This window comes from Streptomyces sp. CB02959 (assembly GCF_002803155.1).
GTDB lineage: Bacteria > Actinomycetota > Actinomycetes > Streptomycetales > Streptomycetaceae > Streptomyces.
Window position 1 is genome coordinate 233623 of record NZ_NNBP01000007.1, and the last position, 24986, is coordinate 258608.

A 24986-nucleotide genomic window follows, 5' to 3' on the forward strand; every position below is an offset into this window, starting at 1 on the left:
ATGTCTGCGACCCTCGCCGCGCAAGCGGCCTACCTTGTTGCCGCGTTGCTGTTCATTCTGGCGCTGGCAGGACTCTCCAAGCACGAGTCGGCGCGGCTCGGCAACGCGTTCGGCATGCTCGGCATGGGCGTCGCGCTCGTCGCGACGATCGTGCTCGCGGCCGCCGACGACATCGGCGCCGCCGCCCTCGGTCTGATGGTCCTGGCGATGTCGATCGGCGCGCTGATCGGCCTGCAGCGTGCCCGTGGCGTCGAGATGACCGGCATGCCCGAGCTGATCGCGCTGCTGCACTCCTTCGTCGGTCTGGCGGCCGTGCTGGTCAGCTGGAACGGCTTCCTGGACGTCGAGAACCACCCGCGGGGACACGAGACCGCCGCTCTGGAGGCGCTCGGCACGCTGGGCATCCACCATGCCGAGGTGTTCATCGGCGTGTTCATCGGCGCGGTGACGTTCACCGGCTCGATCGTGGCGAACCTGAAGCTCGCGGCGAAGATCAACTCCAAGCCGCTGGTGCTGCCGGGCAAGAACGCCCTGAACCTCGGCGCGCTGGGCCTCTTCGCCGCCCTGACCGTGTGGTTCGTGATCTCGCCGGAACTGTGGCTGCTGATCACGGTGACGGCTCTGGCACTGGCGCTGGGCTGGCACCTGGTGGCCTCGATCGGCGGCGGTGACATGCCGGTCGTGGTCTCGATGCTCAACAGCTACTCCGGCTGGGCCGCCGCGGCATCGGGCTTCCTGCTCGGCAACGACCTGCTGATCGTGACCGGTGCGCTGGTCGGCTCGTCCGGTGCCTACCTGAGCTACATCATGTGCAAGGCCATGAATCGCTCCTTCTTCTCGGTCATCGCCGGCGGCTTCGGCATCGAGTCGGCGTCGGGCTCGGACGTCGACTACGGCGAGCACACGGAGATCACCGCCGAGGGCGCCGCCGAACTCCTCGCGTCGGCCCGGTCCGTGGTGATCACGCCCGGGTACGGCATGGCCGTGGCGCAGGCGCAGTACCCGGTCGCGGAGCTCACCTCGAAGTTGCGCGCGAAGGGCGTCGACGTCCGGTTCGGCATCCACCCGGTCGCCGGCCGGCTGCCCGGCCACATGAACGTGCTGCTGGCCGAGGCCAAGGTGCCGTACGACATAGTGCTTGAGATGGACGAGATCAACGACGACTTCGCCGAGACCGACGTCGTCCTCGTGATCGGCGCCAACGACACGGTCAACCCGGCCGGGGCCGAGGACCCCAGCAGCCCGATCGCCGGCATGCCGGTGCTCACCGTCTGGGAAGCCGGCAAGGTCATCGTGTTCAAGCGCTCGATGGCCTCCGGGTACGCGGGCGTACAGAACCCGCTCTTCTTCCGCGAGAACACCTCCATGCTCTTCGGCGACGCGAAGGACCGGATCGAGGACATCGTCGGCGCGCTCTGAAGGGAAGCCGGTGGCGGAGCTCGGGCAGACGGGCGGGGGCCGGTCCGCCCGAGCACGCTCCCACCACGGTGTTGCCACGGCCGAGCGGTCGGTTCGACAATGTCGCTTCATGGACAGGAATCGCGTGAGCGCGGCTGTGCAGGCCAAGTTGGGCCGGCGGAACGCGTTCCTCCAACCGGTCCAGGGATCCACGGCCGTGCTGATTCGCGTGACGGACGGCAGTGCCGACGGGTTCCTCATCGGGTGGGTGGAGCAGCACCGCGACCCCTACCGCAGGCGGTCCCACGTATGACAGCGCACTGGAGACAGGCCGCTGACAAGCCCGGCTACTGGGACGGCCTCATCGATGCCCCGTACTCCGAAGGGACCGAGTGGGCAGGCGAGGAGTTGATCGACCGAGCACTGGAACTCGTGCTCTCCATGGCCGCGTTCGGGGACGTGCTGGCAACCCGCGAACGCGCAACCGGCAGATACGAAACCTACACGGCCACGATCCACGAGGAACGAGCCCAATGGTTGGGCTTGCTCGACCTGCCGAAGGGCATCACGCGCGTCGGACGTGACAAGGTCCGCCTCACCAACATGGCCGTCGCCTACTTCCGCGGCGCACCGCAACGCAGCCCCTACGTCGACGCCAATAACATGTTCTACTTCGATCAGTGGGAGGATCCGTACCCGCTGACCCGCGAACCAAGGCCGCCTCGGGCCGCCGAGCCGGTCGCGGGCGGCGCGGCGCTGCCGATCCCCCCGTACGACAGCGACCTCGACCCCGGCATGCTGCCCCGGGACTACCAGCAGATCATGGAGACGGTCCGGCGCGTCCCCGGCGCGATCACGGCCGAGGAGGTCTGCGGGGAGCTGGGCCTCGACACCGCACCGGCCGCGGTGGAAGCGATGCTCTCGAAGTTGAACCTCCTCGCCGAGCGGGGCTGGCTGCGCAAGACGCCGACCGGGGATCTCTTCAGACCGTCGTGACGCTGCCGCGGCTCGGACCTGCGCGGGTTGCTGACGGAATCACGACGCCCTCACGCACCGCACCTGACGCGTCGCCCTACGGAGCGGAACAACCGTCAAGGACAGGGTCGGCGGCATCCTGGGAGAAGAGAAGGGGGAATGCGGGAGAGGGGGCGTGATGCGAACCAGCGACGAGATCTATCACCAGGTCCGCTGGGACCCGCGGCTCGACCCGGCCCGGTTCGTGCTGGGGATCAGCCAGCGCAGGGATGCCGTCAAACGCATCCCGCTGCCCTCCTTTGTTCCCGGGGGCGACATCCCGTGGCACAGGGTGATGTTCATCGAGGCGGACGGCGAGGTGGTCTGGGACCGGACCACAGGTGTGGACCGCATCGACGCGTCGGGGGCCGGCCGGGTGCGGGCCCCGCAAGCGCACCTGAGTTTCGTCAGGGTCGAGTCTGCCGGCGCACTCGATGTGTCCCCGACGGCCCGCACGGCGCTGGCCTGGATCCCGCCCGCGGAGCTGTGGCCGCCGATCCAGGACATCCGCTGGGATTACGATCCCCAGATCCACCGCTGGCCGCCGCATGTCAATGTGCTCTTCGGCTTCGTACCGGAGTCCGACTTCGAGCGGGCGGCCCCGTTGCTCGCCGCGGCGACGGCCGAGACGCCGGTCTTCACCGCCCGGCTGGACGGGGTGCGCACCTTCCAGCAGAGGGCGTACGTCACCGTGTGGCTCGACCCTGCGGCCACCGGCAAGGCACCGTGGGCAGATCTGCACCACGTACTGCAGCAGCGGTTCCCGCGCTGCCGTGCGCACGCCAAGGACTTCACCCCACATCTGTCCCTGGGGCAGACCCGGGATCCGCGGCGGGTCACCGCCGACTGCGCCACCCGGCTCGACGCCATGACGGCGACGGTCTGGGAACTCGTCGTGCTCTCACGCAGGGGCGACGGGCCGATGAGACCACGGGCCACGGTCGCCCTGCGCTCGGGCGACGTCCGCTGGCTGCCCGCGCTCGACCCCGAAGCGCCGGGCCCGGAGGACACCGCATGGCTCTCCGCGATCACCGACAGGTGAGGCGATAGCCAGTGCAGTTTCTGCGGGGGTGGTCGACGCCGCGTCCACCACGGCGTCCTGCACGGAGGCCACCTGGTCGCGAAGGGCGGTCACGCCCCACTGGGTGCCGATGAGGGTACGGGAGGGCCCTCGGTGGGAAGGATCCACCGAGCCGTATGCACGGCCCCGGCATCCAGCGCATCGGGCTCGTGCCGAGGCGCGGGACAGACAGGGCAGGCGGTAGGGACAAGGACGGAGCCGCATAGCGGTAGCGGCGCGCTCAGCATCGTCTTCGGGAATCGGGGGTGCCGCTCGTGGCGGGCGAGGACAGGGATTACGGTCGCCGCAGGATCGAGCGGGAGACGCCGGCAACGGGTTGCCCCGTGTCCCGTGCGGGTGACGGAAGTTGTCGATCGAAGTGGCCTGCGCGGTGATCGGCCTGACCGAGAGCCGGCCCGGCATCAAGCAGCGGCTGGAACGCTTCTTCCCCGAGAAGTTCGGGGCGCCTGGGTTGAGGAGCCTGCACGGCATCTACTGGATGGTGCGGCAGATCACCAACTGGCTGCGCATCTACCTGGGCGACGTACGACCCGCCGTGCGAGCCCGCCGCCGCAGTCGCCGCGACGATCTCATCTCCCACCTGCTCGACGAGGGCTGCTCGACCAGCGAGATCCTCGGCGAATGCCTCACCTTCGCCGCGGCGGGCATGGTGACCACCCGTGAGTTCATCAGCGCGGCCGCCTGGCACCTGTTCTCCGATGCTGAGCTGTTGACGCACTACCAGGCAGCGGACGAACCCGGAAGGAACGCGGTCCTCAACGAGATCCTCCGTCTCGACCCGGTGATCGGCCGCCTCAGCCGCCGCACCACCGGGCCTCTCGACTTGTCCGGCAACGGCGACCAGGCCCTGACGGTGCCGGCCGGAGAACGCGTCGACATCCTCCTCGACCACACCAACCTCGACGAACGGACCGTGGGACCACGACCGCGACGCATCCGCCCCGGGCGCGCCATGGGCGAGGGCGCCGGTTCTCCCGGTCTGTCCTTCGGCGACGGCCCGCACAAGTGCCCCGGGACACACGTCGCGCTCCTGGAGACGGACATCTTCCTCAGCGGCCTGTTCGCCCTGCCGGGATTGCGGATGGCAACGCCACCCACCATCGGCTTCATCGACGGCATCGGAAGCTACGAACTGCGCCACTGCATCGTGGAAGTCGACACCGCCCCTTGACCCGGCCGACGAAGAAGCGGGACCGGGCTACGAACGGCTGGCACGGCAAGCTGGTACTCCAGCGAGAAATCGTTGCCTGAACTGGTCGATTTCATTGAAACGACCGACCGCCCACGGGCTCGGCCGGGGCGAGCGGCATGTCGGTGGGCCGATCGCACGCCGAGGCCCCAGGATTGACCAGGTGAGAACAGGCAGTCCCCACACCCCCGCGGGCAGAGCCGTGGAACGAGCACACCAGACGAGGTCCGCCATGCCCGTACACCGCGTCGGACTGGTCGTCCACCAGGGCCGGGACGCCGCCCGGGATGCGGCGAACATCGTGCATGCCTGGTGCGAGGAGCACGAGGTCCCCTGCACCGAGATCGACGTCTGGTCGGCGGATCAACACCGCCGCTCCGCACGCGAGGAGGCCCGTGCGGCCGGCAACCCCGACCTGGTCGTCACCCTGGGCGGGGACGGGACTTTCCTGCGCGGCGCCCGGATCGCCGTGAAGACCGGTGCCACCGTGCTCGGCGTCGACCTGGGCAAGGTCGGCTTCCTCACCGAAGTGCCGTCCTGCGACATCACCACCGCCCTCGACGCCGTCCATGCCGGCCACGCCCCGGTCGAGGAGCGCATGACGCTGACCGTGCGCGCCTCCCGACTCCCGGAGGTGCCCGCCGAAATGGAGGCCTTCCTCTGCTACGGACGCGGCCCGGCCCTGCCGCCACCGCAGACGCGACCGGAGAGCACCGCGGGCGACGGCTGGGGTCTGCCGCTGGACGTCAACGCCCTGAACGACGTGGTGGTGGAGAAGCTCGCCCGGGACCACCAGGTCGGCGTCGGCGTCTACATCTCCGGCAGGCTGCTGGCCGCCTACTCCGCCGACGGCCTCGTGGTCGCCACGCCCACCGGCTCGACCGCCTACAGCTTCGCCGCCGGCGGCCCCGTGCTCTCCCCGCATATGGACGCCGTCGTCTTCACCCCGATCGCCGCCCACATGACCTTCAACCGCACCGTCGTCGCAGCCCCCGACGAACCGATCGCGCTGCGCATCCTGCCGCACTCCGGCCGCGCCGCGGTCAGCATCGACGGCCAACTCCGGGGCGTCCTCGACCCGGGCGACTGGATCGGCGTCTACCGCGCCCCGCAACGCGTGCGGCTCGTCCGCCTCCAGCCCACCGACTTCTACGGACGGCTGCGGGACCGCTTCCGGCTCACCGACGCGCCCGCCACCGCGACCGACGGAGAGTCCGCCCCGTTCTTCCGCCCCGACTCCTGCGTCCCCCCGGACCTGGCGGGCCTGCGCCTGCCCCCTCCCACCGCAGCCCGCTGACCCCTTCCTCGCCGGGCAAAGGTCGATTCACAATCGTGCACTCGGGTAGGGGAACTCTCGGAATGCCTGCCTGGTCCCCTGTGCCATCGAAGGTTAAAGCGTTGCCGCTGAAGGCTGATGATCAGTAGGTTGCGCCATCATGAGGACGCGAATTCTGAGATTCGGCTTGTATGCGGACGAGCAGGGGCTGGCCTGGGTCAGGGAGCTGGTCGACCGGACCGTGGGTTCCCGGAGTGCCCGGATCGTCAAGGCGGATGTTGCCCGCACCTATCCCGATAGCGACCTGACGACCGCTGAAATGTATGACTTCCTGGCGGAACAGTGGGTCTTTGAACATCCTGGTCAGAACCGTGGCGAGCGGGAAGCGGTTGAGCTGCGTGTCCACCTGGCGTGTTCCCTGCGGACCTGGCGAGAGATCCGCAAGGCAGTGATCAAGACGTTGTGTCCGGAAGGACAGGCGCCCCACACTTGCCGCGTTCCATGGTGCGCCTGAGCTGGTCCACGGTTCTCGGCGAAGCCATCCCTCGGGAGAAAAGAGCGGCGGAGTCCCAAGTCCCCTTGGTACGGTGCACCGATGTCAGCGATCAAGAAGTTCCAAGTCACCTTTGACTGCGCGGAACCTGAGCGTCTCGCTCGTTTCTGGTGCGAGGTGTTGGGGTACGTCGTACCGCCGCCACCAGAGGGATTCGGCACTTGGGATGACTTCCAGCGTTCGCAGCCACCTGAGCAGAGGGACTCATGGTTCGCCTGCATGGATCCCTCAGGTGTGGGCCCGCGACTGTACTTCCAGCGCGTCCCCGAAGGGAAGGCCGCCAAGAACCGGGTGCATCTTGATGTGCGGGTCGGCACCGGACTCGTCGGTGAAGAACGCCTCGCCGCGCTTGAGGCCGAATGCGCACGACTGGTCCCGCTCGGCGCAGTACACGTGCAAACGCTGTACGACGGCAATGATTCGTGCATCCCGATGCTGGACATCGAGGGCAACGAGTTCTGTATCGACTGAGCACACGGGGCGGGCGTCATCCCGTGAGGGCGAGGGTGTCGCCCTCCCCGGAGAGCGCAACCGCCGTGGTGAGCCCTTGCAACTGCCCTCGGCTGCCGCGTCAACCGCCACCCTGCTGGATGTCCAGATGGATCGGCCCGCGGAGTACGGGGCTGCGCCGGTACGGCGGCGGGTCGGCGACCAGTCTGGGCCGGTCGAGCCGGCGTACCAACTCACCCAGCGCGATCTGGGCTTCCCGGCGGGCCAGCGGGCCGGCGAAACACAGGTGGATGCCGCTGCCGAACCCCAGGTGCTGATTGTCATGCCGATCGGGGTCGAAGCGGTCGGGATCGTGGAAGCGGTTCGGGTCGCGGCTGCCCGAGGCCAACATCAACATGATCTGCGAGCCCTGGGGGATCAAGGTGTCGGCGACGGTGAGGTCGCTGTATGCCACCCGCCAGGGAATGATGTGCACGGGGGGCTCGTAGCGCAGCAGTTCCTCGACCAGCGGCACGATCAAGTCCGGTTCGTCGCACAGGCGTTGCAGCACCGGCGGGTGGCGCAGCAGCGTCAGCATGCCGTTGGTGATGAGGTTGACGATGGTCTCATGGCCGGCGATGAGGAGCAGTCTGGCGGTGGCGACGATTTCGGCGTCGGTCATCCGCCCGTCGGGCCCGTCGTCGTTGGCCAGCCGTGACAGCAGGCCGTCTCCTGGCCGGCCGTGGCACTGTTCCACCAGCTCGCCGAGGCACTGGCGCAAGTCCTTGCGTGCCTGTACGCCCTTGTCCAGTTTCTCCTTCGGGTCGGTCTCGGGGTTGTAGTCGATCGAGTTCATGAGGTCGTTCACCCAGAGGTGGAACCTCGGCTCGTCCTCACGTGGCACACCGAGCAAGTGACAGGTCACGGTTACGGGGAACGGGAAGGCGAAATCGTCGACGACGTCGATCCGCTCCTTGCCCGCCACATCATCGATCAGGCTGCCGACGGTGGCGGTCAGGAAGCCGTCAAGTCCGGTCACCAGCCCAGGGGTGTGCGGGGGGCCGAAGTGACGCGTCGCCATACGCCGCAGGCGTTCGTGCTCGGGCGAGTCCATGTGGATGAACGACGACGTGGCCCCTCCCTCGGCTGGGGGCATGGGATGCGCCAGATTGCGCACGTCGGAACTCAGATGCGGGTCATTCAGTACGTCCGTGATCTCGCGGTAGGTGCTGATGACGTAGCTGCCGTCCTCCTGCCGGGCCACCGGCGTCTTGCGCAACTCGGCATAGAGCGGGTACGGGTCGGCCCGAGCGGAGTAGTCGAAGATCCGTTGCAGCGTGCCGGGCGTCCCGGTCGTGGTCGTCCGGTCTTCCTCCTGCCGATGCCGGTGCACGGCCGTGACGAGGCGCTCACCGGGGTCATCGCCTGTGACGACCGCCGTGGCGCCCTGCGCGAGCAGTTCGGGGCCGGGCAGGTCGACGGGCACCGGTTTCATGTCGGCCGGCTGGTCCGGCGTGGGGCAGGGGGGCGGGAAGGGCGCGGCCGTCTCGATCAACCGTCGGTAGTGGTGCAGCCGCTTACCGTTGTCGAAGCTCACGGCAGCCGTGACGCGGCCCCGATAGCCGTATGCGGTGACGAAGCGGTGGTCGTCCAGCGATCCCTGGGTGACCACCACCTCGTCGGCGAAGGTCGGCACGCCGACGGACTTGATGTTGACGCCGAACTGGATCGACCAGAACAGCGGGATGGACACGTGAGGCTGGCGGTCCGCCTGGGCACTGACCATGTTGTGCGCAGCGACCTCGGCCTGTTCCACGGCGTTGGCCCAGTGCTCCAGCGAGATGAGCCGGTATTCGTAGGTGGGGTTCGGGCAACGTGCCACGTCTCCCGCGGCGAAGACGTCGTCGGTGACGCGGCCATGGATGTCGAGGGCGCGGCAGCTCGTGTCACAGGTGATTCCCCACACGCCCGCTGCCAGTCCCGAGTCCCGCAGCCACTCGGTGTTGCGGATGCTCCCGAGTGCCACCACCGCCACATCGGCGTCGACCGTACTGCCGTCGTCGAAGTGAGCACGGCGAAACCGTCCTCGCGCGTCGCCCTCCAGCCGGGCGACCTTGACACCGCAGCGCAGGTCGACCCCGTGAGCGCGCTGGATGTCGGCCGCAACCTCGCCGATCATGGCGCCGAGTGCCCCTACCAGCGGCGCGGGCGCGAGTTCGGCGACGGTCACCGGGATGTCCCGCTCGCGGCAGATGGAGGCGATCTCGGAGCCGGTGAATCCCGCACCGATGACCAGCACCCGGGAGGGCCCGGCGGCGAGGGCCCGCTGGAGGCTCTCGGCATGCTCGCGTGTACGTAGGACGAACACCCCGTCCAGGGCCGCCTCGGACTCGACGAACCACGGCCGGGCCCGTACCCCGGTGGAGATCAGCACCCGGTCGAAGGGAACCTCGCGTCCGTCGGCGAGACGCACGTGGTTCGTCGCGAGGTCCAGCCCGCTGGCGGGCACGCCCAGCAGCCACTCCGCATCGATGCCACGACGGCGGGGCAAAGTGGTGCCCCCGGCGGGAACCCACCCGGTCAGTACTTGCTTGGACAGCGGAGGCCGGTCGTAGGGCTCGCCCAACTCGTCACCGATCATGGTCAACGATCCGGTGAAACCCTCGTCGCGCAGCGTCTCCGCGGCCCGCAGCCCCGCCAGTGACGCTCCGACGACCACGATGCGGCCCTCGCGCTTGAACGCTTGCAATGAGGGAGGATCCGGCCGCTGCCCGCCCCTGCGAAGTGCGAGGGGGGCACCGCGCTCGTCGGGTCTGCTGGCGAAATCCCGCACGTCCGCTTCCATTTCACCCCCGTCGGGTCCTCGTGGCCGCCGGGGCACGTTCTCCAGCGTCCACGTCCTGGTGAAACAGGTCCGCGATTACATCAACTCCTGGAACGACAACGCCAAGCCCTTCACCTGGACCGCCACCGCCGACGAGATCCTCGCCAAGGTCCAACTCGTCCGGACCAGAGTGAAAAGACTCGTCAATAACAAGTCGAAGCAACGCAATGAGGATCACGAGACGCCGGGGATGTGTCCTTGATTGCGGCTGCGTTTTGGTTACGTACGCGGCGCCCTTTTGGATTGCCGTTTCGATGAAATCCGTGTGACATGGTGCGTCGGAATACCGTCACAGAATCAGCGTAACAGCGGCACCGATACCGGCGAGTCCGATGTCCCGGGAGGCGAACGCCTGAGATCGGACGTTGACATCAACGACGCTGGACAGCGGCGTACCTTGATGGAGAACCGGCGTACGCGGCACGGCAGCGAGACGCCACTTGCGCCCGCTGCGCGACCCCGCTGCTCCGGACGAGGACGACGACAGCGGTGAGACGGAGCACGGCGGACAACGCCGGCCCCGGCGTGCCTGTCGGCCTCGCGTGCACTGCAGCGTGATCAAATTGGGCATGGCATCGTCCTGGACCGGCAATCGGGTACGCCTACGCGCTATCGAGCCCGACGACTGGACAGCGTTCGCGCGCTTCGCGGACGGTGACGGGCGGCGTGGGGGCCGGCTGGAGCTACCGCGGTCCGCCGAGAGCCACCGTGCCTGGGCGAAGGAGCAGGCCGTTGCCGAGTGCGATGACGACCGCTTCCGGTTGGCGGTCGAAACGACGGACACCGGAGAGCTGGTCGGCACGGTCGGCTCACATCGCACCGGCCGTTGTTCGGGCTGGTTCGAGTTCGATGTCATGATCGGCGCTGAGCACCGGCGCAAGGGATATGCGACGGAAGCCCTGGTGCTGTTGCTGCGCTTCATGTTCGCCGAGCGGCGCTATCACAAGTGCCTGGCGGCGGTCTTGGCCCACAACGAGGCATCGCTGGCACTTTTTCGTCGGCTCGGCTTCACCGAGGAGGGGCGCTTGCGGGAACACGTTTTCTTCGCCGGCCGGCATCACGACCTCGTCATGATGGGCATGCTCGTCGACGAGTTCGACCGGCGACACGCGATCAGCGGACCGTGAGCCGGTATTCCAAGCATGTGCGGAACGGCACTCGGACTTGATCGCCATTCGCCATTCGCCGTTCGCGGGTGGAGGCGGTCTGTCGCCGAAGACGGGACTGCCCTCAGTCGCGCACGGTCGCGCGCAGGTGCAGGCCGGCGGTTGCGAGGCCTTCGAAGGTGGTGACCCGATAGCCGGGTTCCGGACCGGGTGGCTCGCTCACGTGGTAGCGGCGGGCGGTCTGCGCGGTCATGAGCGTGAGCATCGCCATGGCCAGAGCGGCTCCCTCGCAGCCGTGCGGCCCGGTACCGAAGCCGAGGAAGACCCCGGGTTTCGTCGGCGAGCCCGCATCGTCGAGCCAGCGTTCGGGCCGGAACCGGTCCGGCTCGGGGTGTTCCCGCGCGTCGCGGTGGGCGGTGTAGGGGCAGACCAGAACGGTGGATCCGGCGTCGATGGTGTAGTCGGCGAGCTGAGTCTGTCGCGGGGCGCGTCGGGTGAGCAGCCAGCTCGGTGGGTGCAGTCGGAGTACCTCGCGTACCAGAGCCTGGGTGTATTGCAGGCGCTCCAGGTGGGTGCTGGTCGTCGCGGCCGGGTCCGCGGGCAGCAGGGCCGCTTCGGCCGCGATGCGGTCCGCTGCCCGGGGGTATCGGGCCAGGTGGAGCAGGATCCATCCGGCCGCCCGGGAAGGCGTCTCGAAGGTGGCGACGGTGATTCCGGGGAGAGTGTCGAGGACGGTCTCTTCCGACAGCGGGCCGTAGCGGGGGGAGGGCCGGAGCAGCTGTCCCAGCACGTCGTCACCGAGCCGGCCCGATGAACGGCGCCGGCGGACGATGGGCCGCAAAGCGTTGGTGAAGGCGACCTGCTGCCGTGTGCGGAACCGTCGTGCCGGTGTGGGGACCCAGCGCGGCCATACCCAGCGCGAGGGGCGTACGAGCACCTCCCGGGCCACGAAGAGCTGCCAGGCGAAGGGCAGCAGGATGGGAGCGTCTTCGGAGAAGAGGTAGCGCACGCCGATCTCTGCCAGGACGGGCCGGACCAGGGGCAGAATCTCTACGTCCCGGCCTGTGGGCCACTGGTCGGCAAATCGAGCGGTTCCGGGCGCGATCTCACCGATCCGGGCTGCGACGGCCTGCGGGCGCAGTCCGCGCATACGGGCGGCGCGGGCGTGCGTACGCTCCTCGGGCGTCGGCGCTCCGCCGGACCGCCTCAGCGGCGGGAAGAGAGGCGAGGCTGGCTTGGGGAAGTCCTGCGTGCGGTGCAGGACTGCTTCGCACGGGCCGGCCGTAGCGGCTACGTAGACACCGGGCTCCAACTGCCAGACGTCCCCGCACTCGTCGGCGCCACGGCGCGCCAGTGCCAGTCGGTCGCGGCTCCAGGCCGCGAAGCTGCCTTCGGGCAACCGCGGCGGCTCGTTTGCTGGGCCCATGGGATCGCCCCTGACTTCTCGTGGCTGTCAGGTCGATGTCGTCGGCGGCGTGACCGGAAGTCGGCGGGAGCCCGGGGCGCCCGCCGACCGTGTGGTCACATCCTGTCGTCGTCGGTGTGCGTGCCCCAGTCGTGCGCCCCGTACGCACCGTAGTTGCGGGTGAAGGACAACTTGGCGAGCAGCTTGACGATCATGATGCACTCCTCTCGCTTGTCCTCAGCACCATGTGCCATATGGACAAGTTTTTCACACTTGCCGCGTTTGGGGCATCAGCCGCACATGTGGATATAAGGCGGGTGCTTGCGGGTCGGGCTCGCAACCGGCCGACGTCGCCCCGGTGCCGGCGGCCGGTGCCGCCCCCCGCCGGGATTCGGTGCGCGGGGCGCGGCGTGGCGTGTGATCAGCTGCCCTCGCCGTCGGCCTTGTCGCCCCGAGGAGCGCCGGTCCGAGTGAACAGGGCGAGCGGCGGGCCGGTGATCAGAAAGCCGACGAGCGCGGTGACGGCGCCGACGGCCTCGGCGATCGCGCTGGAGGCCTTCTGCGGCCACCAGGCCGGCTCGTACATGTTCGGCAGCGGACCGAGAGCGCCCACGTTCACGTACCGATAGAGCAGCACGGCGCCCAGGGCGGAGACGGACACCAGGAAGGCGAACGCCCACACCAGCCGCCGGTGGCCGAGGACCAGGATCAGCAGGGCGGCCAGGGACGCCACGGCGGCTTCGATGCGGAACAGCATGCCCTGGCTGATGTGCTGCCCGACCGGGTCGTAGGCGGCGGCGAGGCTGGCGTGCACGTAGGCGTTCACGGCCAGTGCGGCTGCGGTCACCACTTGGAGCAGGATGCGCGCGACCTTGCGCCGACCGATGGCGGTGCGGTGGGAGTGGCCGTCGGGGCCGGTAGTCATCGCTACCGCCCGGTCGCGGTCGCGGCCGGCTTCGCGCTCGCGCTCCCGATCGAGGCCGGGGTCGAACCGCTGGAGCAGTCCGTGACAGCGGTCGGCGCGATGAACGCCAGGAACTTGACTCCGTCGCGGGTGGGGCGCGGAGATCCGAAGCAGTGCAGGGCCATGTCTGGGGGCCTCCCTTCCGCGACGAGACTGGCCCACGTTCCCGGCCGCACCAACGCCGACACTCTCCGCGTGCGGGCCATCACCCGTCCGGGCCACCCCGGCGACGTCCCAGGGCGGCCTCGGCACGGACGGCCGCCGGGTGAGGCGGTCGGACCGCTGCGGGCCCTGCGGAAGCGGGTCGTGGTCACCCAGGACGCGACCGGCCTCCGTTCGCTGTCGGTCGATGACGAGTCTCTCGAAGGTCGTTGGAGCATCCAACGCCCGCACTTTGGTGGCTCTCCTGGGCGGGAGGGGAACTCTGTGGGGCCCTCCTCAGTCCTGGAGATTCGGTGAGGCCTGACGGCTGGCTGTGGGGGAGCCGTCGCGGTCCAGGGGGGACCACCAGTTCCAGCGGCCGGCGAGGGTCATGGCAGCGGGTACGAGCAGGCAGCGGACGATGGTGGCGTCCACGATGACGCTCACGATCAGTACGGTGCCGACGAGTTGCATGACGGCCAGGGTGGATACGGCGAGCGGTGCGATGGCGGCGATGAGGGCGAGGCACGATGCGGTGATCAGGCGGCCGGTGCGGTGCAGGCCGGTGGTGACGGCGGTGCGGTTGTCGCCGGTGCGCAGGTACTCCTCGCGGATGCGGGCGACTATGAAGACCTCGTAGTCCATGCTGAGGCCGAAGACGATGCAGAACATCAGCGGCGGCAGCAGGGGGTCGGTGAACGCGGTGGCGGTTCCGCCCAGCCACTGGGCCAGGTGACCCTCCTGGAAGAGGAAGACCATGGCGCCGAAACCGGCGGTCATGCTGAGCAGGTTGGTGGCCAGTGCCTTGGCCGGGATGAAGACGCTGCGCAGGTACACGAACAACATGAGCCCGGTCACCGCGGCGATCGTTGCCGCGGCACGGAAGGTCACCTTGCCCAGCAGGTGTTCGGTGTCCACGAGCAGGGCGGTCTCACCCGCCACTACGGCTCCACCGGGTACCTGGCGGTTGCGCAGGTCGCGGATGAGGTCCTTGGCCTGCCCGCTCGCGGGGTCGGCCAGCCGGGTGGTGACCTGGAACCAGGTGCCGACCGGCTGAGACGCTTTCTTGGGCGCCTGGGTGCCGGAGGATCCGGGGGCGGTGCCGGACAGGCGCCGACCGTTCGTGAAGACCCCTGTGGGGCCGGAGATGGACACTACCCGGGGGTCTTGCGAGAGCGCCGTCGCGAAGTGTGCCGCTGTGGCGGATCCGACCGGAGCCTGGTCCAGCAGCACCAACGGCATGACGCCTGCCGCGACAGGGAACTCCGCCCGGACGCGTTCTGCCGCTACCCGCTGGGGACTTCCTGAAGGAAGCCAGCGTTCATCGATGAAGCCCCACTCGGCCCGGGCGAAGGGGAGTGCCAGCAGCACCAGGACGCCGGTGGCGACGGTCAGCGCCACTGCGGGGTGGCGCGGTACCCACTGGGTGAACTCCGCCCAGGGGAGGGCACGTTGCGTGGACTCCCGCCCGGTGCGCCGCTTCAGCCTCGGAACCGGCCCACGCTCCAGGTGTTCGCCCACGGCGGTCAGCATGAGAGGCACGAGAACGAGGGCGGTGATCGCGGCCAGCACCGCGACGGACACGGTGGCCGCGCCCAGGGATCGCAGGAAGGGGATCGGGAAGAGGAGCAGTACGGACAGCGAGAGGCTTACCACGGCGGCGGAGCACAGTACGGTCCGGCCCGCCGTACGCATGGTGGCCCTGACGGACGGCCGTACGCCGAGCCCGGCTGCCCGTTCCTCGCGGAACCGGCTGACCAGCATCATGCTGTAGTCGACCGAGAGCCCAAGGGCCAGGGCGACCGCGAGGTTGGGGGCGAAGACGGACACCTCCATGACCTTGGTGAGGCCGTACAGCACGATCTGCGCGCCGGCGATACACGCGACCCCGACGGCCAGCGGAACGACGGCGGCGACGAGGGTCCGGAAGGCGAGCAGCAGTACCAGGGCGACCAACGGCACGCTGATCTGCTCGGCGTGGAGGAGTTCCTGCCGACTGCGTTCGGCCAGGTCGCGATTGACCGGTGCGCGGCCCGTGACCGTGATGTCGAGGGGAGAGTGCCGGCCGCCGAACCGGTCCGCCAGCCGGGCGGCGGTGGCCTCCGTCTGCGCGTTGTCGCCGGTCAGTCGTGCCAGCAGGAGCACGGCATGGTCGTCGCGGGAACGCAGGGTTTCGTCCTTGACGGTCCACCAGGAAACGGCGCCGACCACTCCTGGGGAGTGTGCGACCTGGTCCGTCAGCCTTCGGCCCGCGGCCGCTGCCTCGGCACTGTCGACCGGTACGGATGGCCGCAGCTCCATCTGTACCTGCGGGGAGCCCCAGCCGAAGCGTTCCTCCAGCGACCGGTCCGCGCGGTATGACTCGCTGCTTTCGTCCGCGTAGCCCGTGCTGCTCGTCCGGGCGCCGGTGGCCGCCGTCAGTGGTAGGCAGGCGAACGCCGCCAGGAGGACGACGGCCAGAGCCGCTCCCTGCGTGATGGACTGCCTCATGCCGCGTCCCATGGGCTCCCTCATATCGGCCGACAGCGTCAAGGGGTGCCGAGCTGACGGGCAAGAGCGATTGCGAGTGGCCCGGATGACTATCCCCGCAGATGCCGTACGACACGCCGAATGTGGCCAATAGGGGTTAATGGGGCATATTTGCGCAAGTCATGATGAATCCTCTTCATCGTCTATACGTGAAATCGCAGCGATTGTGCTGCGGCGTCGGTGTCGGTGATTCGGCGTAGGGAGCTTCGTGTGGATACGGACCAGAACCCTCCCTCGGGTTCGTGCATCGCCGTCGTGGGCGTGGGGTGCCGGCTGCCGGGGAGCGTCGAGTCGCTCGACGACCTGGCGGCGCTCCTGCTCGCCGGCCAGGACGCCGTCACCGACGTGCCGCCCGACCGTTTCGACGCCGCGTCGTTCCTGGACGGCGGCCGGCGGCGCCCCGGGCGGACCTACACCGTGGCGGGCGGGTTCCTGGACGACATCGCGGGGTTCGACTGCGCGTACTTCTCGTGGATCTCGCCGCGGGAGGCGTCCCGTATGGACCCGCAGCAGCGGCTGCTTCTGGAGCTGGCGGCCGAGGCCCTGGACGACGGCGGCATGGACGCCGGACGGCTTGCCGGCACGGACGGCGCCGTGTTCATCGGGTGCTCCAGCAAGGACTACGGGACGCTTCAGGGGATGCGGCCCGAGAGCGGGGACGCCTACACCGTCTCCGGCATGGCCGGCGGCAACACCGCGAACCGGATCTCGCACCTGCTGGACTGGCACGGTCAGAGCGTCACGGTCGACACGGCCTGCTCCTCGGCGCTGACCGCGGTCCACCAGGCGTGCGAGCACCTGCGTACCCGACGGTCGGGAATGGCCCTGGCCGGCGGCATCAACATCCTGCTCGACCCGTACGGCTACAGCGGCTTCTCCGGCGCCTCCATGCTGTCGCCGTCCGGACGCTGCCGGGCGTTCTCCGCCGGTGCCGACGGCTATGTGCGAGCCGAGGGCGGCGGGCTGCTACTGCTCAAGCCGCTGTCGGCGGCACTTGCCGACCGCGACCGGGTACACGCGGTGATCGTGGCCAGCGGCACGAACAACGACGGCTGGACGCCGGGCCTCGCGCTACCCAACGGCGAGGCCCAGAGCGCCCTGCTGCGAAACGTGTACGGCGACGCCGGGATCGAGGCGGACCGGCTCGTGTACCTGGAGGCGCACGGAACCGGGACGGCGGTGGGGGACCCCATCGAGTGCACCGCGATCGGCGAGGCCCTGGCACAACGCCGGACGACGGGCCCTCTGCCGATCGGTTCGGTGAAGTCCAACATCGGTCATATGGAAGCCGGTTCCGGCGTTGCGGGCCTGCTCAAGGCCGTGGTGACACTGCGCGACCGGACCGTGCCGGCCACCCTTCATGCCGAACCGTTGAACCCGGAGATCGACTTCGCCGGTCTCCGGCTCCGGCCCGTCACCGGCTCCGAGCCCGTGGAAGTGGGGCCGGAGTCCGTGGTCGGGGTGAACTCCTTCGGGTTCGGTGGCGCAAACGCGCATGTGGTCGTCGGCCCTGCCCCGCAGCAGGACCGGAGCCACCGGACCGGTACCGGCGGCCCGCTGCCGGTGGTGGTGTCCGCCCGGTCCCCGGAGGCGCTCGGTGAAGCGTGTGGACGCATGGCTGCGCGGCTTGAGACGTGTGGCGAGGAGGAGTTCTACGACCTTGCCTTCACCTCCGCGCAGCGCCGCACCCTGTACGACCACCGAACCGTGGTCCTGGCTTCCGCCCCCGACGAGGCGGCGCGGGCGCTGCGTGGCGCGGCCCAGGGCGAGCGTCCGGCGCCCGGACTGGCCTCCGCGTCGGCGGTCGAGGACGGCACGACGGCCTTCGCGTTCGCCGGCAACGGCTCGCAGTGGGCGGGCATGGGCGCGGACCTGCTCGCCGCTGAGCCGGTGTTCCGTGAGGCGGTCGAGGAGGTGGACGCGGCGCTCAGCCGTCACCTGGACTGGTCTGTCGTCGAGGAGATGTACGTGGGGGCGGAAGGCTCCCGGATCCAGGCCACCGAGGTGGCCCAGCCGCTGCTGTTCGCCTTCCAGGTCGGGCTGGTGGAACTGCTCGCGGCCCGCGGCCTGCGCCCGGCGGTGGTCACCGGGCACAGCGTCGGGGAGATCGCCGCCGCGTACACCGCCGGAGCACTCGACCTCGACGCGGCCGCGCTGGTCGTCGCCTGCCGCAGCCGGGCTCAGGCGCTCACCGCGGGGGAGGGAAGCATGGCCGCGGTCGGTCTGTCAGAGGAGGACACCCTCAAGGCACTGACCCCGTACGGAAACCGACTGGAAATCGCCGGGATCAACAGCCACACGGACACCACCGTCGCCGGGGACACCGCCGCGCTGACCGCATTGGGCGAGGAACTCACCGCCCACGGCGTCTTCTTCCGCCCCCTCGACCTCGACCACGCCTTCCACAGCAGCGCCATGGAGCCGATCGAAGAGCCGTTGCGCGCATCACTGGCCCCGTTGCGCTCCCGGCGGCCGAGCCTGCCGTTCGTCTCCACGGTCACCGGCGCCCTGCTGGCCGAGGAGCAGCGCCTCGACGCGGCGTACTGGTGGCACAACGTGCGGCGCCCCGTGCTGTTCGGCGCCGCAGTGGACGCCATGCTGGACCTGGGGACCAACGTCCTGGTCGACGTGGGCCCGCACGCGGTCCTCAGCCCCTACCTCCGGCGCCTCGCCCAGCGGCGCCGCGACCGCACCGTGGCCGTGGTCCGCACCTGCACCCGGCGTGGCGACGGCCCGGGCGCCGTCCGTTCGGCCGTGGCGCACGCGGTGGCGGCGGGCGCACGCTACGACGTCCACGCGCACTTCCCGCGCCCGGGGCGCGTCGTGGCTCTGCCCGCCTATCCGTGGCAGCGTGAACGGCACTGGAACGGCGCACCGAACTGGTGGGGCAGGGTCACCAGCGACGGCGCCGTGGAGCGGCCGCTGCTCGGGCAGAGGGCTGCGGTGGCCCACCCCACCTGGCACGGCCCCCTGTCGGCGGCACGTGCCCCATGGCTGGACGACCACCACGTGGGCACCGCCTGCGTGCTGCCGGGCACCGCCTATCTGGAGGCCGCGTTCGAAGCAGGCCGTGAAGCCCTCGACACGGCAGCGCTGGAAGTGACGGACCTGCTGATCACCGCGGCCTGTGTCCTGCCCGGCGAGAACAGTACGGATGAGGTGCTGCTGCAGACCTCCTTCGAGCCGCAGACAGGAACGGTCGGCGTCGCGAGCCGCACCGGCGGGACAGGCAGCTGGCAGCAGCACGCCCGGGGGCGGGTGCGGCGGCTGCACCGGGCCGCGCCGGAGCGGGTCGACCTCGCCGCGCTCACGGCCCGGCTGGAACTGCCGGAAGCGGTGACCGACCACTACGCGGCACTGCGCCGGGCCGGGGTGCGGCACGGCCCCGCCTTCCAGGTGCTGACCGATCTGCGCAGAGGGGACGGCGAGGTCCTGTCCGCCTACCAGCTCCGAGCAGACACCACCGGCTACCTCGCCCATCCTGCCTTGGTGGACGGGGCGTTGCAGACCGGTTGCCGACTGCTCGCCGGGCCGGGTGAGGTGCGGCTGTTCCTGCCCGTAGGTATCGAAGGGGCCCGCCTGTGGCGTGAGCCCGCCGACCGTGGCTTCGTCCACGTCCGGGCCGTGGCGGTCGGTGACCGGGAGGCGGTGTGGGACCTGCAGGTGCTGGACCCGGACGGCCGGGTGAGCCTGGAGCTGACCGGTTGCCGGCTGCGCCGCTTCGATCACGAGGGTGCCCGGCGCCCGGCCCGCCATGAGGTCGCGCTACGCGCGCTACCCGTGTCCGGCGGGCCCGCGCCATGCCCTGCGTTGCCGGCCCCCGCGCAGCTGCTGGAGGCCACCCGTGAGGAACGCCGCCGGCTCACCGCGACCGCGGACGACCGCTACCCGAGGTTCGCGGAGCTGAACTGGCGGGTGCTGGGCCACTATGCCGGCCGTGCCTTCCGTGAACTCCTCCCCAACGCACAGGAGTTCGGGATCGGCGACCTCGAAGACGCCGGGGTGCGCCCCCAGTACAGCCCGCTGGTGCAGCTGATGGCCCGGGCTGCCTGTGACAGCGGCCTGCTCGCCACGCGGGAGACGTCCGGGACCGGCCCCGCCCGCTGGCGATTCGCCGACACCCCACCCGACCCGGAAGCCCAGGTCCGCGCCCAACTGCGGGAACTGCCGGACTGGGGGGCCACCAGCGCCATGTTCAACCGGTGCCGCCCACACCTGTCCGAGCTGCTGCGCGGCGCGGCAGCCCCGCGCGAGATGCTCTACGCCGACGTCGACCGGCACCTGATGTCCCAGCTGTACAGCGACGCGCCGCACCAGAGGCTGCACAACCTCCACGCTCGCGCCCTGATCCGCGAGATCGTCCGCCACTGGCCCGAGGGCCGACCGCTGCGCGTGCTCGAAATCGGCGCCGGCACGGGCAGTCTGACCGCCGCCGTCCTGCCCGAGCTGCCGGCCGACCGCACGCGCTACACCTTCACCGATGTCAGCGCCGCGTTCTTCGTCCGCGCCGAGGCCCGTTTCCGTGACCACGACATCATCGAATACCGCACCCTCGATCTCGACCAGGATCCCGCGGGCCAGGGCTTCGCCGAGGCGAGCTTCGACCTGATCCTCGCCGCCAACGCGGTGCACGTTGCCGCCGACGTGCACCGCGCCGCCGGTCGAGTCGCCGGTCTGCTCGCCGATGGGGGGCTCCTCCTCGGCCTGGAGGGCCTGGACGCCGATCTCGTCGGCTCGTTGTTCGGCCTGCTCGACGAGTACGGGGACTGCATGGACGACCGGCGCGGTGGGCCACCCCTGCTGTCACGCGAGGCGTGGACGCGGTGCTTCGCCGGCGCAGGCTTCGACGATGTGCAGCACACGGGCGTCGCACCCGATGTCCCGCGCCAGGACACCACCGTGTTCCTGGCCCGCCGCGCCGGAAGAAGAACCGTATCGGCTCTCCCCTCTCCGTACCCGGTCGCCGGTTGCTGGGCGGTTGTCGCCGAACCCGCCGCAGCGGAACTGGGCGAGGCGGTGGCCACGCGGCTGGCGGTTCCGCTGACCGGCCTGGGGGACACCGCCCCGCTGTCTGTGCTCGCCGCGGCAGCCCCCGACGCTCCGCCCTGCGTGGTGGTGATCCTGAACGCGGGCGCGACCGCAGCCGACGATGTCGAGGACCTGACGGCCTGCCGTGCCGGCGCACTGCGGGATCTGGCCGAGCAACTGGCCCTCGTTCGGGGCCACTTGTGTCTCGTTACTCCGCCCACGGGCCTCTTTCCCGCTCCGGAGCGCCCGCTCAGCCTGGCAGATGCGCCGATGTGGGGCCTGGGCCGGGTCCTGGCCACGGAGTATCCGGGGGTACACGTTCGCTGCGTCTCGCTGGAGTCCGGCGGTGACCCCGGGCGCGATGCCGAGCGCCTGGTCGGCGACCTGCTCGGTGAGGACGACGCCTCGGAGACTGTTCTGACACCGGACGGACGCTTCCGGCCTCGCCTGGTCACCTCCGCCGCTCCGTCCAGGCGCCCGGCCCCGGGCGACCACTACCGGCTGCGGCTCCGCGAACCCGGCCTCCGGCACCAGCTCAGCTGGTGCCCCGAGCCCACACGAGAGCCGGGTGTCGGAGAGCTCCTGATCGACGTGAAGGCCGCCGCCCTCAACTACAAGGACGTGATGGTCGCCACCGGCCTCGTGCCGGACGAGAACGCGCCCGGCGAGGGCGGCCCCCGCCTCGGCCTGGAGTGCGCCGGAGTCGTGTCCGCGACCGGGCCCGGCGTCACGGCCTTCGCTCCCGGCGACCGGGTCTACGCGTCCGGCTACGGCTGTCTGGCCTCCCACGTCACGGTGCGGGCCGACCAGAGCGGCCGCATGCCCGACGGCATGCGCTTCAGTGAGGCGGCCACCCTGCCCGCCGTGTTCCTCACGGTGCAGTACGCGCTGGAGGAGAAGGCCCGCCTGCGCTCCGGGGAAACCGTGCTTGTCCACGGCGGCGCGGGCGGCATCGGCCTGGCCGCCGTCCAATACGCCCACGCCGTCGGCGCCGATGTCATCGCCACCGCCGGCACCCCGGCCAAACGGGAGCTGCTGCGCGCGCTGGGCGTTCGCCACGTCTTCGACTCCCGCGACCTGTCCTTCGCGGAGGACGTGCGCACCGCCACCGCGGGCCGCGGCGTGGACGTCGTCCTCAACTCCCTTGCCGGGGAAGCCATCGCGCGCAGCCTGGAGAGCCTGCGCCCCGGCGGCCGCTTCGTCGAACTCGGCAAGCGCGACCTGTACGCCAACACACCGCTGCTGCTCGGCCCGTTCCGCAACAACATCTCCTACTTCGGCGTGGACGTCGGCAGTCTGGCGGTACAGGCTCCCGAGACGGCCCTCGCACAGTTCTCCGAGCTGACCCGGCGCGTCACCGACCAGCGATACCGGCCACTGCCGCACCAGGTCCACGCAGCCGACCGGATCACCGAGGCGTTCCAGACCCTGCTGCACTCCCAGCACATCGGCAAGGTCGTCATCGATCTCGCCCAGGCTCCACTCGTCGAGCGCCCCGCCGACGGTCTGCCCGTGGATCCCACCGCCAGTTATCTGGTCACAGGGGGCCTCTCAGGGCTGGGTGCCGCCTTCGCGGTGCACCTGGCCGAGGAGGGTGCCCGCCACCTGGTCCTCGTGGGCCGCCGCGGTGCCGGCACACCCGAAGGAGGCGCCCTGCTCGACCGGCTCCCGGCACAGGGAGTCGACGTACGCGTCCACGCGGCCGACATCGCCGATCCCGACGCTGTCGCCCGCATCCTCGCCGACGCGGCGGACGGCGGCCACCCGGTGAAGGGCGTCATCCACGCGGCCATGCACATCGACGATGCCCCGCTCGGCGCACTGACGCCGGAACGCTTCACCGCGGTCCTGCATCCGAAGGTGACGGGCACCCTCGTCCTGGACCGTGCCACCCGCACACAGGACGTGGACTTCTTCGTGGTCTGCTCCTCCGTCAGCGCCACGATCGGCAACCGCCACCAGGGCCCGTACGGCGCTGCCAACGCCTTCGGTGAGGCTCTGGTACGAGAGCGGCGCCGGGCGGGGTTCCCGGGACTGGCCGTGGCGTGGGGCGCCATTCGCGGCACGGGCTACGCAGAGCGGGCCGGCATGGTGGATGCCCTCGCGCGAAGCGGTCTGGAGGGACTCGATCCGCACGATGCGTGGTCCGCCCTGAGGGAACTCGTCGGCAGTGAGGCGGAGACGGCGCTCGTCGGGCGCTTCGACTGGCACCGACTCGGGCAGCTCTTCCCAGCGCTCCACGCCCGGCTGCTCCACGGTATCGACGACACCGGCCCCGAGGACGCCGCCGAGAGCCCGCAGGACGTACGGGCCCGACTGGAGGCCCTGCCGCCCGAGGACGCCACGGAGGCCCTCGCCGACATCATGGCCGAGCTGATCGCCAGGGTCCTGCAGACCTCGACCGAGCGCGTCGACCGGACCCGCCGACTGGACCACCTGGGAATGGACTCCCTCATGCTCGTCGAGCTGTCCGCCCTGGTCCGCCATCGGCTCGGCTGCGACCTCTCCGTACTCGAACTCACCTCGGTCAGTTGCCTCAACGACCTCGCCTGCCGCGTCCTACCGCTGATCCGGAGAGACCAGTGACCGACACCAGCCCCAGCTCCGCGGCCTCGGCGCCGCTGCACGACCTGTCCGCACTGCCCTGGTGGCGGCCCCTCCTCGTCCAGGCGGTGGGCCTGGACGAGGAAGCCGACCCCACCCTGGCCGCCTTCGGCCGGCAGCTCCTGACGGCCTTCGAGGAGCAGGGACACACCGTGGTGCAGCACTCGCACGGCGACATCGACCTGCTCCTGGTCGCCACCCGCATCCCCGACGGCCCGGAACCACTGCGCGACCGGCTGCCCGAACAGATGCCGCCACTCGCCGTCACAGCCTGCCAGGAACACGGCCTGCGGGTGGGCTCGCGCCAGGTCGTGCTCCTCGCCGAGATCCCCGAGCGGCTGAGCCCGCTGCCGCACGCGGAGGTGGTGGAGACCGCCCGCACCGCCATGGCCCGCGCAGCGGCTCCCAAGGTCCTGTTCGTCACCAGAGGCGAGTGCCCCGGCCAGGTCGAGGAGGTCACCTTCTGCACCATGGAAGGCGGGCACCCCACCGAGACGGCGCCGCAAGCCGCGGACCGCATGCGCGACCGCCTGGTGGCCGCCGCCTGCGCCCGCAACATCTCCGACAGCTACCAGACGGTGCCCAACGCCGTACCGGCTCGGGTGTGGGACGCCAGCCCCGCCCCCGCGCAGCTCGCACGCGCCGGCCGCACGATGGGCGAACTGGGACTGCTGCCGCCGCCCACCGACATCAGCCGCTACGTATCGGCCGAACTGGCCCGTCTGTACGAGCAGTACATGGGCTGGAAACGGCTGAGCGAAGGCATGCTCTTCCTCGTCGACCCCGACCTCGACGCCCTGGTGGTGAGCGCCTCCGGTAGCTGGGACGTCGACAAGCGGAACCTCAACCCCGACGACGTCACCATCGTCGCGCTCGACCCACCGCACAGCCCGCTGCGCGTCCTCGCGCCCGAAGGCCGGCGCCCGCTCGGGCCATCGGTGGAGGCATGGGAGGTACGGGCCTTCCTCCATGCCGCCCCGAAGGTCCGGGTCACCCGCACGACGTCCGGTGCCTGGGCGCCGCACCCGGACGGCGAACGCGAAGTCCCGCTCATCCGGGCCGGAATCCACGCCCACGTCGGCGTGGAACGCACCGACCACGCGCACATCGAGACCGTTCCGCCGAACCGGGAGAGCTACCCCTACGGTTTCGGCTGCGGCAGCGATCTGACAGCCGACGTCGCCGCCGACACCGTCCGGCGCTCGCGCGCCGTCCACGACCCCGACGACCCGAGGCACTACGTGCGCTGGCCGATGCTCTACCACGGTGAGATGGCCGTGGAGCTGTGGAAGCCCGCACTGCCCGCCGAACCACTGAGCGGACTGCTCGACGTCTTCGCCACATCGGTCGGCTTCCGCACCGACCACATCGAACAGCCGGTGTGA

The 24986-nt window shown here is 70.2% G+C and carries 17 protein-coding genes and 1 pseudogene; 12 read left to right on the forward strand and 6 right to left on the reverse strand.

The window, feature by feature from the left end; translation table 11 throughout:
- The 8 genes from pntB (at window position 1) to CG747_RS14205 (ending at window position 6982) form a co-directional block, all read left to right on the forward strand.
- A complete protein-coding gene (pntB, locus tag CG747_RS14175) occupies window positions 1–1419 on the forward strand; it encodes a Re/Si-specific NAD(P)(+) transhydrogenase subunit beta (protein WP_100602073.1) in 1419 nt (472 codons plus the stop codon).
- Window positions 1420–1543: 124 nt separating this feature from the next.
- Window positions 1544–1711, forward strand: a complete 168-nt coding sequence (locus CG747_RS47960) for a hypothetical protein (protein WP_180985526.1) — start codon at window positions 1544–1546, stop codon at window positions 1709–1711.
- A complete protein-coding gene (locus CG747_RS14180) occupies window positions 1708–2394 on the forward strand; it encodes a hypothetical protein (protein WP_100602074.1) in 687 nt (228 codons plus the stop codon). The genes CG747_RS47960 and CG747_RS14180 overlap by 4 nt, the downstream gene beginning before the upstream one ends.
- 157 nt (window positions 2395–2551) lie before the next feature.
- On the forward strand, window positions 2552–3454 hold the full coding sequence (locus CG747_RS14185; protein WP_100602075.1) for an RNA repair domain-containing protein: 903 nt from the start codon (window positions 2552–2554) through the stop codon (window positions 3452–3454).
- Window positions 3455–3839: 385 nt separating this feature from the next.
- Window positions 3840–4664, forward strand: a complete 825-nt coding sequence (locus tag CG747_RS14190) for a cytochrome P450 (RefSeq protein ID WP_374701774.1) — start codon at window positions 3840–3842, stop codon at window positions 4662–4664.
- 250 nt (window positions 4665–4914) lie between these two features.
- Window positions 4915–5979: an NAD(+)/NADH kinase gene (locus tag CG747_RS14195; protein ID WP_100602076.1), complete on the forward strand. Its 1065-nt coding sequence runs from the start codon at window positions 4915–4917 to the stop codon at window positions 5977–5979.
- A 139-nt stretch (window positions 5980–6118) separates the two neighbouring features.
- Window positions 6119–6472, forward strand: coding sequence for a hypothetical protein (locus CG747_RS14200; protein ID WP_100602077.1), 354 nt, complete (start codon window positions 6119–6121; stop codon window positions 6470–6472).
- 81 nt (window positions 6473–6553) lie between these two features.
- On the forward strand, window positions 6554–6982 hold the full coding sequence (locus tag CG747_RS14205; RefSeq protein ID WP_100602078.1) for a VOC family protein: 429 nt from the start codon (window positions 6554–6556) through the stop codon (window positions 6980–6982).
- 100 nt (window positions 6983–7082) lie between these two features.
- Here the strand turns inward: CG747_RS14205 and CG747_RS49355 are convergent, their stop codons facing one another.
- Window positions 7083–8096: a cytochrome P450 gene (locus tag CG747_RS49355; protein WP_308303779.1), complete on the reverse strand. Its 1014-nt coding sequence runs from the start codon at window positions 8094–8096 to the stop codon at window positions 7083–7085.
- Between the two features lie 243 nt (window positions 8097–8339).
- Window positions 8340–9689 (reverse strand): annotated as a pseudogene (locus CG747_RS14215) (NAD(P)/FAD-dependent oxidoreductase); the annotation flags it as partial.
- A gap of 154 nt (window positions 9690–9843) precedes the next feature.
- On the opposite strand from CG747_RS14215, the gene CG747_RS14220 reads away from it, so the two are divergent.
- Window positions 9844–10026, forward strand: coding sequence for a hypothetical protein (locus CG747_RS14220; protein WP_219621447.1), 183 nt, complete (start codon window positions 9844–9846; stop codon window positions 10024–10026).
- 367 nt (window positions 10027–10393) lie between these two features.
- Window positions 10394–10951: a GNAT family N-acetyltransferase gene (locus tag CG747_RS14225; protein WP_100602174.1), complete on the forward strand. Its 558-nt coding sequence runs from the start codon at window positions 10394–10396 to the stop codon at window positions 10949–10951.
- A gap of 103 nt (window positions 10952–11054) precedes the next feature.
- Here the strand turns inward: CG747_RS14225 and CG747_RS14230 are convergent, their stop codons facing one another.
- The 4 genes from CG747_RS14230 to CG747_RS14240 form a co-directional block, all read right to left on the reverse strand.
- The gene (locus CG747_RS14230) at window positions 11055–12356 is read right to left on the reverse strand and encodes a cytochrome P450 (RefSeq protein WP_257980408.1); all 1302 of its coding nucleotides are present in this window, start codon (window positions 12354–12356) and stop codon (window positions 11055–11057) included.
- A gap of 95 nt (window positions 12357–12451) precedes the next feature.
- Entirely contained in the window at window positions 12452–12589 is a 138-nt protein-coding gene (locus tag CG747_RS47965; protein WP_180985527.1) for a hypothetical protein, read from the reverse strand.
- A 167-nt stretch (window positions 12590–12756) separates the two neighbouring features.
- A complete protein-coding gene (locus tag CG747_RS14235) occupies window positions 12757–13260 on the reverse strand; it encodes a hypothetical protein (protein WP_180985528.1) in 504 nt (167 codons plus the stop codon).
- 477 nt (window positions 13261–13737) lie between these two features.
- Window positions 13738–15930 carry an MMPL family transporter gene (locus tag CG747_RS14240; protein ID WP_180985529.1) on the reverse strand — a complete coding sequence of 731 codons (2193 nt, stop codon included), beginning with the start codon at window positions 15928–15930 and terminating at the stop codon, window positions 13738–13740.
- Between the two features lie 249 nt (window positions 15931–16179).
- Between CG747_RS14240 and CG747_RS14245 the strand changes: the two genes are divergently transcribed.
- Both CG747_RS14245 and CG747_RS14250 read left to right on the forward strand, forming a co-directional pair.
- The gene (locus CG747_RS14245; protein ID WP_100602080.1) at window positions 16180–23583 is read left to right on the forward strand and encodes a type I polyketide synthase; all 7404 of its coding nucleotides are present in this window, start codon (window positions 16180–16182) and stop codon (window positions 23581–23583) included.
- On the forward strand, window positions 23580–24986 hold the full coding sequence (locus tag CG747_RS14250; protein ID WP_100602081.1) for a hypothetical protein: 1407 nt from the start codon (window positions 23580–23582) through the stop codon (window positions 24984–24986). Before CG747_RS14245 ends, CG747_RS14250 begins: the two co-directional genes overlap by 4 nt.

What these genes read in the sequence shown, in the direction of transcription:
- pntB (WP_100602073.1), top strand. Translation starts at nt 1, where the DNA reads ATGTCTGCGACCCTCGCCGCGCAAGCGGCCTACCTTGTTGCCGCGTTG.
- CG747_RS14180 (WP_100602074.1), top strand. Translation starts at nt 1,708, where the DNA reads ATGACAGCGCACTGGAGACAGGCCGCTGACAAGCCCGGCTACTGGGAC.
- CG747_RS14185 (WP_100602075.1), top strand. Translation starts at nt 2,552, where the DNA reads ATGCGAACCAGCGACGAGATCTATCACCAGGTCCGCTGGGACCCGCGG.
- CG747_RS14195 (WP_100602076.1), top strand. Translation starts at nt 4,915, where the DNA reads ATGCCCGTACACCGCGTCGGACTGGTCGTCCACCAGGGCCGGGACGCC.
- CG747_RS14200 (WP_100602077.1), top strand. Translation starts at nt 6,119, where the DNA reads ATGAGGACGCGAATTCTGAGATTCGGCTTGTATGCGGACGAGCAGGGG.
- CG747_RS14205 (WP_100602078.1), top strand. Translation starts at nt 6,554, where the DNA reads ATGTCAGCGATCAAGAAGTTCCAAGTCACCTTTGACTGCGCGGAACCT.
- CG747_RS49355 (WP_308303779.1), bottom strand. Translation starts at nt 8,096, where the DNA reads ATGCCCCCAGCCGAGGGAGGGGCCACGTCGTCGTTCATCCACATGGAC.
- CG747_RS14225 (WP_100602174.1), top strand. Translation starts at nt 10,394, where the DNA reads ATGGCATCGTCCTGGACCGGCAATCGGGTACGCCTACGCGCTATCGAG.
- CG747_RS14230 (WP_257980408.1), bottom strand. Translation starts at nt 12,356, where the DNA reads ATGGGCCCAGCAAACGAGCCGCCGCGGTTGCCCGAAGGCAGCTTCGCG.
- CG747_RS47965 (WP_180985527.1), bottom strand. Translation starts at nt 12,589, where the DNA reads ATGGCACATGGTGCTGAGGACAAGCGAGAGGAGTGCATCATGATCGTC.
- CG747_RS14235 (WP_180985528.1), bottom strand. Translation starts at nt 13,260, where the DNA reads ATGACTACCGGCCCCGACGGCCACTCCCACCGCACCGCCATCGGTCGG.
- CG747_RS14240 (WP_180985529.1), bottom strand. Translation starts at nt 15,930, where the DNA reads ATGAGGCAGTCCATCACGCAGGGAGCGGCTCTGGCCGTCGTCCTCCTG.